Origin of the sequence: Aquimarina megaterium XH134 (genome assembly GCF_000520975.1) — a bacterium.
In the GTDB taxonomy this organism is placed as follows: Bacteria; Bacteroidota; Bacteroidia; order Flavobacteriales; family Flavobacteriaceae; genus Aquimarina; species Aquimarina megaterium.
In genome coordinates this window covers 27,345-40,435 of the sequence record NZ_JACB01000040.1, presented here as the reverse complement: position 1 = coordinate 40,435, position 13,091 = coordinate 27,345, and the positions used below count along the sequence as shown (strand labels likewise).

Sequence of the window (13,091 nt, the reverse complement as noted above, 5' to 3'; positions counted from 1 at the left end):
ATATTTAAACTAAACTTTTACCCTAAATGAAGAAATTACTAATCTTTCATTTATGTTTTTTGATAAGCTCATCTGTATTTTCGCTTCAAGAAAATAAAGCATATCAAAAAGGGGTTGCGGCGTATATTCAGTATAATTATAAAGAAGCATTACTTCATTTTGAGCTTGCTTCAGATTATTTTTTAGAGAAAGATGATATTAAAAACTATCTAAAATCACAATTATACATCTCTAATATCGAAATTTATAAAAATAATTTTCCTTCTGCATTAGAAACAATTAATGTTTCTATTAAAAACTATACGTCTTCAACAATAAAAAACGATAGTCTATGGGGTGAGTTAATGAACACAAAAGCTGTAATTCATAGAAAGGATGGTTACACTGTAAAAGCATTACAGGTAAGTGATGAGATTTTAAAAGAACAATTAAAGAAATCGGCATTACCTAAATATAACCTTGTAAGAACATATACCGTACGAAGTAACATTTTGTGGACTATTGGTCGATTTGATGAAGCGATACAATTGATAAAGAAAACATTGAATTTTTCTGAGTACTCGATTTCACATCTAAATAGAGCAGAGTTATTAAATAATTTGGGAAGTGCCTATTTATTGAAAGGAGATTTTAATGAAGCACATAATTATTATAATAAAGCATATCAACTTAAGTTAGAAAACAAAGCTAATTTATATGATCTTGCAACAACAACTTTTAATATTGGAGTTGTAAATGAAGCCTTAGGAGATTATAATATGGCTATAGAATTCTATAAGAAATCGGCTACGTATGATCTTAGAAATCAAGGTGAAGAAGTGGGTTTTATTACAGATATTTATACAGCTATTAGTGGTATTTATGCTAAGAAAAATGATTTAGAAAAAGCAGAAGAGTATATCGATAAGGCTTTAAAAAAAGCAGTGATTATCTATGGAGAAAATCATCTTAATACTGCAAATATACAAGCTTGGTATGTGAGATATCTAAAATTAAAAGAGGAATATGCGATATCCTTGGATTTTGATAAGAAAGCCTTGAGGGTTAGAGAAAAGTCTTATGGAGTATATAATTGGTTTCCGATACAGAATCTAACATCAATTGCTGATACTTATGTGAAGCTTGCCGAGTATGTAGAAGCCGAAAAATATTATAAAGAAGCATTACGAAGAAGTAAAAAAATGGATTCTAAGTTTCAGGAAGCAGAGTGTTACCAAGGTATAGGTGATATGTATATGAAACAAAAGAAGTATAAAAAAGCAACAGATTTCTACACTAAAGCATTCGTTAATTTTTCGGATCACTTTTATGAAAATCATAGGTATGTCTTAAAAAGTGAGCTATTATTAGCAGAGGCTTTGTTTAAACAAGGAAATCATAAAAATGCCTTAGGGATAATCCAAAAACATTTTGCCTTGTATGCCAAAGGAGAACATGATTTTCCTTTATTGATGGTCGAAGCTATTCATCTTAATAATTGTATCGCATTAACCGAATATACAAATTCAAATACAATAAGATCAATTGAGGAATCGTATGAAAACATGGATTTGATGATCCAAAATATTCGCGAAATCAAAAAGGAATATACTACTGATAGATCTTTGATAAATGTAGGGCATAAAAATCCAGATTATTTTGATAAAGCAATCGAGCTTTGCTATGTTTTATTTCAAAGTACTCAACAAAAGAAATATTTGGAAAAAGCATTTCAGTTTTCAGAAATTAATAGAAATAGTGCATTGGTAACAGGGATAAAAGATAAACAGTTTAAAAAAATTGCCGGAGTCCCTGATTCTCTATTACAACAGGAGAATATGCTGAAAAGAAAATTATCCTCTATTAGAACATCACTACATACTCAAACAGATTCATTCAAGGTAGATTCTACCATGAGTTTACGATTAGATTATAGTATGAAACTCGAGGATTTATTACATAAAATTGAAAGAGATTATCCTGAATATTATCGGCTAAAATATGCTGATCACACAATCAAAGTTTCACAATTACAAAAGGAATATTTGAATACAAATACTACTTTGGTTGAATATTTTGTGGGAGAGAAAGACCTATACGTTTTCGTCATAAATAATGACACTATTGATTTTAAAAGGTTACCAATAATAAATGAGTTGACTAAATCAATCAAGGAATTGAGAAAACAAATACTTAACCAACAAGATCTTAAAGAAAATTCTAAACGAATATTTACAGCTTTGCTGAAAAATTTAGACCTCAAAGAAAATCTAATACTGGTAACAGATAATGTACTTAATTATGTTCCTTTTGAGGTTTTGCATACTGGAAAAGGATATATGCTTAAAGAATATGCTATAAGTTATGTAGGTTCTGCAACAGTATTGAAAGCATTAACAGAGAGATCATTAAAAACTGCAAAAGGAATGAAATGGAGTGGTTTTGCACCAAAATATGAAAATGATAATTCTTTTGCTTCAAGCTATGCTGAAATTAAGAGTGTTTCAAAAATGATGAAAGGTAAAGCATATTTGGATGAAGAGGCTTCTGTTAAAAATTTTATTGCTGAAACTGCTAATTCTTCAATACTACATTTGGCTACTCATGCAGAGATTGATAAAAAAAATGCAATGATGAATAAGCTTATATTTTCTGAAAATGGTAATAAGAATATTTTAATGGCATCTGATATTTATGGATTATCAATTCCTTCAGAAATGATTGTGCTTAGCGCTTGTAATACGGGGTTCGGAAAATTAGAAAAAGGCGAAGGCGTAATGAGTATGTCTAGAGCTTTTCATTATGCGGGAGCAAAAAGTACAGTAATGAGTTTATGGAAAGTACCAGATAAAGAAACCTCAGTGATAATGAACTATTTTTATAAAAGTTTGAAAAAAGGATATGCTAAAGATAGAGCATTGCAACAAGCAAAGCTTCAGTATCTTGGTAGTGTAAAAGATAATGCTTTAAAACACCCTTTTTATTGGGCTGGATTTGTAGTCTCGGGTAATACCGAATCTTTAGCACAAAATTTTGTGCACTGGTGGATAATGATATTGGTTTTGATTCTGGTTTTGATTTTTAGAAAAAAACTAATTAAGTTTTTTAAGTAATTCTTTAGCTTCTGTCCTTTTATATTCGCTGTCAGGAATCTTTATTAATAATTCTAATTGTTCTTTAGCTTTGTCAAGCTGGCCAACTTTTAGATATGCCATGGCCAAATACCAATGATTTTTTTCACTAAACGAGTTTTTAATTTCATTTCGGTTCTCTAAAATTATAATTGCTTTTTTAGCTTTATTGAGTTTTAACAAGGCATTTGCTTTATAAAATTGAAGGGTGTCATTTGCTTCAGTTTCTAATACTATATCGAATGCGTCGAGAGCCTTTTTAAAATTACCGTTTTCGTAAGCATTAAAAGCAACAGATATCATATTTTTATGTTCACCACTTCTTACCACAGGTTGAAGAATATTTCTATACGGCTTAAAATAAGTAGCAAATAACTCATCATTAGACACAGGTTTTTTAGTGTTCCAAAAATAAGTAGTTCCTAACAGCACAAGAATAGCCGCCGCTGCATACCACCATTTTAAAGTCTTTTTTTTCTTAACATTAGATTCAAGATCAGAAAGCAAATGCCTAAAATCATTATCATCTTTATGTTCCACTACTTTTTTAAGATTAGTGTGAAATAGTACTTCATCTCTGAAATTTTGGTCAGTATTTAATAAGGTATCAAACTCCTGTTGCTCCTCAACTGTTAAGGTACCTTGAATGTATTTTGATATGAGATCCTGGGGTTTCATTGTTTAAGGGGATTAATCATTGCTCTTAATTGCTTAATGCATCGGGATTTTTGGCTACTCACCACATTAGTATTGTCATATCCTTCTTTTTCGGCAATCTCTTCTACTGTTAGTCCTCGATAATAGAATAATATTAACATCTCCTGGCATCGTTTTCCTAATTTATTAAAAAAAGTTCGTAATAGTGTCTGTTCTACAGAAAGTTCACCAGATTCATCAAATGCAATTTCTTCAATGTTTTCACTGGCAATATGAAGTTTTGGTTCTAGTGAAACTGTATTTTTATGCTGTTTATAATGATTGAAAATCATTCGTTTACCGATACCAAATAAATAGGTTTTTAAAGAGCTGTTCACAACCTTCAATTTTCCTTGTATTGCTTGCTTTCTAAGTACTACAAATGCATCTTGATAGATATCGGCCATGGTGTCTTGGTCTACACCATATTTTTTTCCAAAATTTAAAAAAGCGCTCCTGTGTAAATAATATAATTTACTTATTTCCTTAGGATTACTATGAATTAAAATGTCAATAAGGGATGGATCCACTGGGTATGATTTCTATTCCTCTAAGGTATAAAAAAACAATTTTTCTTCTATAGGTGTTAAGATTTGGTTTTTTTCTTCCATAAAGAGTATAAAACATATAAAAGTTAAGAATTATGAATCGCATTTTAAAAAAACTAACGTTTTGGGAAATTACTCTAGAATTTATCCCTTCACTAGGAATATCACTATTGATAGCAGAATCTTTTTACAAATTGGGAAGCTTTGCTTTTGAGTGTATTGCTTTTTTAGCAACCTGGTATTTTATTGGTTATGTAATCGATAAACTAAAAATAATTAGTAACGCAATACCCAAAAACAATTAACATTATGGCAAAAGTGACAAAACCAGCGATAAAAATCAATCCGGTATTAGTAGGTAAAGTATTTCAGCCAAATCAACAACAGGCAGATATAGTTTTAACGAATAGTAAGGTAAAATTACAAGGAACAAAAATAGAAGTCTTTGGATCTGCAAACAATTTGCTCGCCACTTTCGATTCTAAAACATCAAATTTTATAGTACACAAAAAGTTGATGATAGGAAACCTTGATGTGTTGGATAAATTAAAAGATTTGGAAACGAGAGTAAAAAACCTGGAACCTTAAAAAATCAATCATGACATTAAGTGTAAGAAATATTTACCAACAACAAGGCATTTCGTTTCCCGTAATTAGTATAAGGCAAAATCATGAAATGCATTTTGGCTTACCAACATCTATAAAAAAAGCACATTCGGTGTTTTCTTCAGAAAATGATGGAAATGGATTTAAATGTGGGTGCAGGAAGAGCAATTCATTAAAGCTTGTGATCTTGCCAAAAATCTTAACAAAAGAATTTGGAGAAGTTGTTCCCTCCTGGGTCTCAGCAGCAAAAAGAGATTCAAGAACGGGAGCTCAGATACGAACAATAAAAGGTGTTTTGACACAAAGCAGAATATCGGGTACAGATTTTCCTCTTAAACCGTGGCATCATAGTTATGATTGGAACTATTTTGTAAAAACCGATAAACAGTTTTTTTACCTAAATAGTCCGGCAAATGGGAAGTATGATGCTAAAAATCAGATTGCTGTAATGGAATGCGAATGGGATTCTAAATTTGTTCCATTATGGTCATTACCTATGCCCGGCGATCGTATACAAGTTACAGGAAGATGGATCTATGACTGTGGGCATCCTAAAAACGGAAAACACAGGTCCGAAATACATCCGCCCAAAGCAGTAATATCTTTTCGTGAAGAAACCGATCTTTTCTCTGGAAATAAAGGACTATCCAGAGCTAGTCAAGCGATCGTTTATATAAATAAAAAAGGAGGCTACATCAATCAAAAGATCAACGATCAAAATTATACTTTTGACATCTACCTACCGCCAAAACCATCAGTTTCTTCAATTCCGAAATTCAAAGTAAAGAAAATGATTGCGAGTACTATTAATCCAATAATTACTCCTTTTCCAAGTGATGATCCAAAATTGTTAAGAGTGACGATTCCGCTAAAAGGAAAAAACATTCCATCAGATAATTACGGAGTAATAATTAGCGGAGGATGGTCTGACCCCAAAGGAATAGATGCTAAGCATATTAAAAAAGTAACTGTTGCAGTACGAGAAGCTGTTTTTAAAAAGGATAAAGATCCCGATGGAATAATTTTTAAAAAGAAGGATGAATGGTATCTGTATGTTGGTATTAATGGCCGATGGAGATTGTTTGAAAGTATGGATAAAGGAAGACGCACATTAAATCACAACGTAGTTCTTCATTTACACAAAACACAACAAGTTAAAATATCAACTAATGGATATGAAGCTGATCCTATTCATGATATTCTTGGTAAATCTGTAGGATTGTCTTCAAAAATAGCGAGTTCGTCTAAGTTAACTTCTCAAGAACGAAAAACAGCAGGAGAGGGGATTAGAAAAGGGTTTTTAAAGCTGGGAAAAGATTTATTAGAAGGAGGTGATATTGAGAATGATAAAATTGGAATTGTAAATGCTACATTTCCTTCGGGTAAAAGAAGTACTAATAGTGTTGTCACTTCGAATCTAGGAGATTATCAAATTACCGTGAATATTACATAACCTAACCTTCTCATATAAAATTTAACGTAATCAACGATCCCATATTCTTATGGATATGGAGACATATGCCTTTATGTAATATAAAAATAGAACTATTAATAACAGTAATTAAAGCTGCTATTAATAGTTCAGAATTAAAGCTTAAAAATAATTGGTATTAGATAACACGTAAGCTGAAAAGTGTATAGAGTAAGCAAGAAAATAAAATATATAATAAGTTATGGCCACGATTAGGGAAAAATTTGTGAAAAAGGGGAAATGGAAAACTATGGAAAGCTTTTTTAATGCCAATGGGGTTGCTTTTTTTAAAGCCCCAAACGATGCTTCAATTAAAGTTAGATATGGTGTTGGCTGGTTTGGGACAGACAGACAGAAACAAAAGTTAGACGGAAGAACCTACAAAAAACTTCAAGTTGGTAAATGGTCATTGACCAGAGCAAGAATGCAAATAAAAGTAAAAAAGGATACTAATGTGACCTATTATGTTGATGGAGGAGGAGTAGCTCAAAACTCTCCTGAAATTAGATTCTGAATACAACTGAAATATACTTTCTAAAACCATTTTTTGAGTAGCATAATCTGGATTTAAGTAAACACGGTAGCCGAAAAGTGAATAGAGTAGGCAAAAAACTAATTATTAAATAAAATGAAAAGACTAACAAATCTAAAAATGTATGTAGTAGGGGTCGTATTCGTATTGGCTATTGCTTCCTGTGAAAAAGAAGAAAGCCTGAATACAGAAATTTCGAATCAGACAGAAGGTTTTATGAGTAAGACAGGTAACAGCGACACCAAAATTGTTGAAAATACTGACGAGGTATTTCCTGTATTACACGAGCGGTATGGTGCCGATATCAATGAAGAAGAAGCTTCTGCGAAATTTGAAGAAGCTGTTACTGAATATATATTACAAAATCCACTTGCTGTTAATAATGAAAAAGGAGTGAGTACAGAATGGTTTTATAGAATTAAAACGATAACCGGATCTCAAGGAGACAATGAAACTGATGGCGATGTAAAGGCTACAGTAAAATTTAGAACAAGTAAAGGAATACGTTATCATAGTATTAGTAATTTGGATAAAAGCGGAAATGATAGGGAGAGAGGTCAAACAGATTATTATTTATACCGAACCAGTTATCCCGGACAAGCGGTGAGCTGGATTGAGATTCAATCTGCTACCATATGCCTAAAAGGAACTGATGGATGGTTTCCTACAACTTTTGATGTATATGCCTATCCATATCAACAGAATGTAGCCGCAACTGGAGGTACTGTAGTAAGATCACATCCTAATGTTTGGTTAGATAATAATTATTTCTGGGGTTGGGATTGTTATGCTACAGGAGAAAGAGGAACTGGGAGATTAAACTTTTAAAATAACGATATGAAAAATTTAAAAATAGAAGGAATTAAAACCCTAAGTAAAACCGCACAAAAGTTAATAGGAGGCGGAGATATAAACCTTCCTGATCCCATACTTACCTGTTGGCAATGGAAATGGATATGTGATACAGTTGGTTTTCCACCATTAACTGCAAGGCATTGTCGATGGGTTAAGGTACGAGTACCATGCAGGTAGATATATCCAGGATGTCTTTAAATATTCACAGAATACTAATTTTAAAATAATCAAAATCATGAAAATTCTTAAATTAAATAAGGTTAAAGTTCTGAGTAAAATTGCACAAAAATCAATCCTTGCAGGGAGAATCAATAACTGTAAGCAAATACTCTGTGTTGGTTTGTCTGCAAGAGAATGCGCAGAGATTTGTCGAAATCCATATTAGACTATGCTAAAATTATAAATATAGTTAGGTAATAGATCAAAGAAAACCAGATTGCCAAATAGGGTACTCTGGTTTTTAGGATAAAAAAAATAATAGATGTACAAATAATACTTTTTTTAGTATTAAAAAGTTAGTGAATAAAGGTTAATCATTTAATATATAGATAATTATGAAAAAATATATCTCCATATTTGCCATGTTGGCAATTATGATATCATCGTGCTCAAGCGATAATGATCCAAATCCAAATCCAAATCCTAATAATGATACTGTTATTGGTACGTGGATTTTAGAAAGCACAACAGAACAAGGCTACAATTTAAATGTAGGGAGTGTTCTGATAGGTTGTGATAAAAAAGCAACAACACTAAAATTTGACAAAGAGACCATTGTGACTGTAAATTCGATGGTAGTTGTTCAAAATGGGACTAAGTTATGTGTAAGTGGGGACAGTGAAGAAATTACAGATAATACCATAAAATTGATAGAAGGAACTTTTCCTCCTCCAAAGGATGTGTTTTCATATAAATTACAAGGTGATATACTTACACTTACTGATGGAGGAAATGATGATTTTGTATTTAAAAGAGCGAATTGAAAAAAGTTTAAACAACTTCTTTGCGTATTTTTGCTAGAACAAATATGCAATACGCTAATAAACTAAATGATGATCGCTTTTAGAAATGAAATTTTATTGTCCATAATAGTATTGATACTATTATTTTTTGTGCTATTAATTACAAAAAGAGTAATCAAAAAGTTTGCAAAATTAAAATCTATAAATGCCGATAGGAGAAAACTAATACGTAACCTGTCTAACTTACTTCATTACCTTATTGCAGGGACAGCTTTAGTGATTATCTGGGGAGTAGAACTTAAACAATTTAGTGTTTTTATTTCTTCGGTTTTAGCAGTATTGGGAATTGCTTTTTTTGCACAATGGTCAATCTTATCTAATCTTACCGCAAGCATTATTTTATTTTTTAGTCATCCAGTTAGGATAGGAGATAGGATACGGATTTTGGATAAAGATTTTGATTGGACCGGAGAAGTGAAAGATATTACAGGATTTTATCTTTTTATGGTTACAGATCGAGGCGAAAACATAACTTTGCCTACATCTCTTGTGATACAGAAAGGAATCCAAATCATGAATAAGTACCCAGAAAAACAAATTGAACATAAAGAAGAAGTGTAATTGAATTCTAAAACCAAATACACTCAACGTATCAAATCCGAGGCAAAACGCTTGGGTTTTCTGTCGTGCGGAATTTCTAAAGCAGAATTTCTGGAACAGGAAGCTCCGCGTTTAGAAAAATGGCTTAACCAAAATATGCACGGTGAGATGCGGTATATGGAAAATCATTTTGATAAACGCCTGGATCCTACCAAATTGGTAGACGATTCAAAAAGTGTAATATCATTGCTACTCAATTATTTCCCTTCAGAAAAACAAAAAGATCCCGAAGCTCCCAAACTGTCTAAATATGCATATGGTACCGATTATCATTTTGTGATTAAAGATAAACTGAAGCAGTTATTACATTTTATTGAGGAAGAAATTGGCGAGGTCCATGGGCGAGCCTTTGTAGATTCTGCACCTGTATTAGATAAAGCGTGGGCAGCAAAAAGTGGATTGGGTTGGATTGGTAAAAATAGTAATCTGTTAACACAACAGGTAGGTTCTTTTTATTTTATTGCAGAGCTTATCATAGATCTTGATTTAGAATATGATACTCCCGTTACAGACCATTGCGGTACATGTACAGCATGTATTGATGCTTGTCCTACGCAAGCAATTGTAGAACCTTATGTGGTAGATGGCAGTAAGTGCATATCGTATTTTACGATAGAGCTTAAAGAAGAGATTCCTAATAGCTATAAAAACCAATTTGATGATTGGATGTTTGGTTGTGATGTGTGCCAGGATGTATGTCCATGGAATCGCTTTTCTAAACCTCACAATGAACCACTTTTTAATCCAAAACCAGGATTACTAGAGATGTCAAAAAAAGACTGGGAAGAGATCACACAAGAAGTATTTTCAAAGGTGTTTCAGAAATCTGCAGTAAAAAGAACTAAGTTTTCTGGTCTTCAGCGAAATATTAGTTTTTTAAAGAAGTAAAGGCATTGTTTCAAGGAAAAAAACATATTTTAGTGAATCTAAAGTTGATTTTTTTCTATAAAAAATATATGCGAAAACCTCACCTAATATTTTTAATTACAATCTCAGGATTATTTTTTGCATGTAATAAAAAAAATGCTGAAAGTGATTTGTTATATAAAATTGCTAGTATTGATGATTTACATTCTCTGGCAAAAAATACTGTAAATGATTCAACATTAGTACATATTTCTGCGGCCCGATATATTATTGATAATAATGAAAGATTACCAGATACTCTTCTAATAGAAAATCTTTTTAGAAAAGGTTATTATTACAAAATGATAGAAGAATTTGATTCTGCAATGTTTTATTTTCATAAGACAATTGATTTGGTAAAGGGACCAAATGATAGAAAAAGGAATCGAGTATATTTCCGAAATACATGGGAGACTGATGAAGACAATAATAATTTAGCTAACGGAATCAACGCTGCTCAAAAATTTATTAAGATTTCCCGTAACAAGGACAATAGTGGGGATTTAGTATATGCATATAACTTCTTGGAACGTGTACATATTAATTTAGGAGATTTTGAAAAATCTTTATATTATAATTCAAAGACATTAGAAGCAGCCAGAAAATCTACAAATATCGATATGTTTGTGGTTACTGCAAATTCAAAAGCAGAAACATTATATCTTCGTTTAGGAAAAAAAAAGGAAGCTTTTACATTATTAGATAGTTTAAATACCATAGAATGTGGGAAGGATGCAAAAAGACAGTTATATAGAACATATGGGGTATTAAATTATTTTGAAGGAAACTATAAAGAAACAGCAAAGTATTTTAAGAATGTTTTAAAACTTTCCAAAGAAATTCCGCTATACCATAACTTCAATGTATTAGAATCCTATAACAATTTAACCGATTTATATTTGGAAATTGAAGAATATGGGGCTGCAGAAAAGTATCTGGATTCAACAAAGGCAATAATTAATGCTAATTCATTCCCTGCTTATGTGACCAAGTACAACGAGTATCGTTTTATATTAAATTATAGAACAAAGGATAAGGAAGAAGAACTTCTTACTGAATATAGGAACTTAATAAAAGAAAATAATAGGCAACATCAAAAAAAAATCGATGAAGAACTTTTTGCTTTGCAATCGGCCAATGAAAAAGAAAAAATAGCCATTGCAGCTAAAAATGAATCAGAGCTTAAAAACGTAAAACTAATAGCTTTACTTGGTTTTTCTGGGTTATTGATGCTAGTTGGATATTTGTTGTATAGACAGAGGCGCTATAGGTTTCAAAAACAGGAAATACAAATGCAACAACGTTTACTAAGGGTACAAATGAATCCGCATTTTACATTCAATACATTATCGGTTATTCAAAACCAAATCGAAGAAAATCAGGAAGGTGCATTAGATTATTTACTCAGATTCTCCCGATTGTTACGATTGATTTTAGAAAATTCGATTCATAACTATGTGCAGATAGAAAATGAATTAGAGCTATTACGCAAATATATGGATCTTCAGTTATTACGTTTTCCAGATAAATTTGAATACAACATTAGCTTAGAAAATTTTGACGAAGAAGAACTACTATTTATTCCTCCGATGCTAATTCAACCTTTTGTAGAGAACAGTATAGAACACGGGTTTTTAGGGATATTGTGTAAAGGGCAAATAGATATCACATTGAAATTGCAAAATAAATTTATTCATTGCACGATTGAGGATAATGGAGTAGGTTTGGATACCACGAATAAAGGATATAAAAATTCTGTGTCAATGAAATTAATTTCAAAATTTATTTACAAAGCCACAAAACAAAAGGTTAATATTCTGGATAAAAAGAATATTGATGCGATCAAATCAGGTGTGCTGGTTGAATTTTTAATCCCCTATAAATTTTCAGAAGATGATTAAAGCAATATTGGTAGATGATGAGGCTTATGTAAGAGATAAGATCAGGGGCAAGTTAATCAAATACTTTAGTCAAGATATTGAGGTGGTTGGGGAGGTTGAAAGTGTTGATTCTGCAATAAAAACAATTGAAGAAAAAAAGCCGGATTTACTTTTTTTAGATATTCATTTAACAGATGGAACGAGTTTTGATTTGGTGTCTAAAATTGGAAATAAAAATTTTGATATCATATTTGTTACGGCTTTTGATGAACACGCTGTTAAAGCTATAAAAGTAGGTGCGTTGGATTATATTCTAAAACCGATTGATGATGCAGAATTTAAGGAAGCAGTAACAAAAGCTATCGAAAACTCAAAAAAAGAAAAAAACCTAGAAAAGCTGATAGAAATATCCAGTGAGTATTTTCAAGGCGTGCAAAATAAACGTATTATTTTAAAGACATTAGAAAATGTATATGTCGTTTATGAAGACGATATTTTATACTGTAAATCTGAGGGTAACTACACTACCTTCTATACCTTACAATCAAAAAAAATAGTAGTTTCTAAACCTATAAAAAAAGTACTGGAATTACTGTCTGATGATGTTTTTATACGTTGTCATCAGTCTTATATAGTAAATAAAAAACATGTATTAAGTTATAGCAAACAAGGAGTTTTAGTGGTCGATTCTGAGATAAGGGTGCCTGTGTCTAGCAGACGTAAGGATTATGTGATTGAGAAAATTTTTAAATAACAAATATGAAATTACGATTTGCTAATATGAATTAGTCCGTTTCAAATATGAAACCATCTATTCTCAATTAGATTATTTGTTAAATTTAAAAAAAATGGAAAACATCAAATG

14 protein-coding genes are annotated in these 13,091 nt (G+C 31.4%); 12 read left to right on the top strand and 2 right to left on the bottom strand.

Features of this window, described 5'->3' with window-relative positions; genetic code table 11:
* Window positions 1-26 precede the first annotated feature (26 nt).
* Complete coding sequence (locus Z053_RS0120625; RefSeq protein WP_025666867.1) at window positions 27-3,092, top strand: CHAT domain-containing protein; 3,066 nt, start codon at window positions 27-29, stop codon at window positions 3,090-3,092.
* Here Z053_RS0120625 and Z053_RS0120620 read toward each other — a convergent pair.
* The gene (locus tag Z053_RS0120620) at window positions 3,072-3,788 is read right to left on the bottom strand and encodes a tetratricopeptide repeat protein (RefSeq protein ID WP_025666866.1); all 717 of its coding nucleotides are present in this window, start codon (window positions 3,786-3,788) and stop codon (window positions 3,072-3,074) included. The genes Z053_RS0120625 and Z053_RS0120620 overlap by 21 nt on opposite strands.
* Complete coding sequence (locus Z053_RS0120615; RefSeq protein ID WP_025666865.1) at window positions 3,785-4,336, bottom strand: RNA polymerase sigma factor; 552 nt, start codon at window positions 4,334-4,336, stop codon at window positions 3,785-3,787. Before Z053_RS0120615 ends, Z053_RS0120620 begins: the two co-directional genes overlap by 4 nt.
* Window positions 4,337-4,449: 113 nt before the next feature.
* Between Z053_RS0120615 and Z053_RS0120610 the strand changes: the two genes are divergently transcribed.
* The 11 genes from Z053_RS0120610 (at window position 4,450) to Z053_RS0120560 (ending at window position 12,980) form a co-directional block, all read left to right on the top strand.
* The gene (locus Z053_RS0120610; protein ID WP_025666864.1) at window positions 4,450-4,659 is read left to right on the top strand and encodes a hypothetical protein; all 210 of its coding nucleotides are present in this window, start codon (window positions 4,450-4,452) and stop codon (window positions 4,657-4,659) included.
* A 4-nt stretch (window positions 4,660-4,663) separates the two neighbouring features.
* On the top strand, window positions 4,664-4,942 hold the full coding sequence (locus Z053_RS0120605) for a hypothetical protein (protein WP_025666863.1): 279 nt from the start codon (window positions 4,664-4,666) through the stop codon (window positions 4,940-4,942).
* Window positions 4,943-4,952: 10 nt separating this feature from the next.
* Complete coding sequence (locus Z053_RS0120600) at window positions 4,953-6,413, top strand: hypothetical protein (RefSeq protein WP_035096502.1); 1,461 nt, start codon at window positions 4,953-4,955, stop codon at window positions 6,411-6,413.
* Window positions 6,414-6,633: 220 nt separating this feature from the next.
* Window positions 6,634-6,945, top strand: coding sequence for a hypothetical protein (locus Z053_RS0120595; protein ID WP_035096501.1), 312 nt, complete (start codon window positions 6,634-6,636; stop codon window positions 6,943-6,945).
* Window positions 6,946-7,059: 114 nt separating this feature from the next.
* A complete protein-coding gene (locus Z053_RS0120590; protein ID WP_035096500.1) occupies window positions 7,060-7,791 on the top strand; it encodes a hypothetical protein in 732 nt (243 codons plus the stop codon).
* A 9-nt stretch (window positions 7,792-7,800) separates the two neighbouring features.
* Window positions 7,801-7,995: a hypothetical protein gene (locus tag Z053_RS0120585; RefSeq protein WP_025666859.1), complete on the top strand. Its 195-nt coding sequence runs from the start codon at window positions 7,801-7,803 to the stop codon at window positions 7,993-7,995.
* A gap of 377 nt (window positions 7,996-8,372) precedes the next feature.
* Window positions 8,373-8,801: a hypothetical protein gene (locus Z053_RS0120580; protein WP_025666858.1), complete on the top strand. Its 429-nt coding sequence runs from the start codon at window positions 8,373-8,375 to the stop codon at window positions 8,799-8,801.
* 129 nt (window positions 8,802-8,930) lie between these two features.
* Window positions 8,931-9,401: a mechanosensitive ion channel domain-containing protein gene (locus Z053_RS0120575; RefSeq protein ID WP_241459847.1), complete on the top strand. Its 471-nt coding sequence runs from the start codon at window positions 8,931-8,933 to the stop codon at window positions 9,399-9,401.
* Window positions 9,402-10,328: a tRNA epoxyqueuosine(34) reductase QueG gene (queG, locus tag Z053_RS0120570; RefSeq protein WP_025666856.1), complete on the top strand. Its 927-nt coding sequence runs from the start codon at window positions 9,402-9,404 to the stop codon at window positions 10,326-10,328.
* 68 nt (window positions 10,329-10,396) lie between these two features.
* The gene (locus tag Z053_RS0120565) at window positions 10,397-12,247 is read left to right on the top strand and encodes a histidine kinase (protein ID WP_035096498.1); all 1,851 of its coding nucleotides are present in this window, start codon (window positions 10,397-10,399) and stop codon (window positions 12,245-12,247) included.
* Window positions 12,240-12,980: a LytR/AlgR family response regulator transcription factor gene (locus tag Z053_RS0120560; protein ID WP_025666854.1), complete on the top strand. Its 741-nt coding sequence runs from the start codon at window positions 12,240-12,242 to the stop codon at window positions 12,978-12,980. Before Z053_RS0120565 ends, Z053_RS0120560 begins: the two co-directional genes overlap by 8 nt.
* Window positions 12,981-13,091 lie beyond the last annotated feature (111 nt).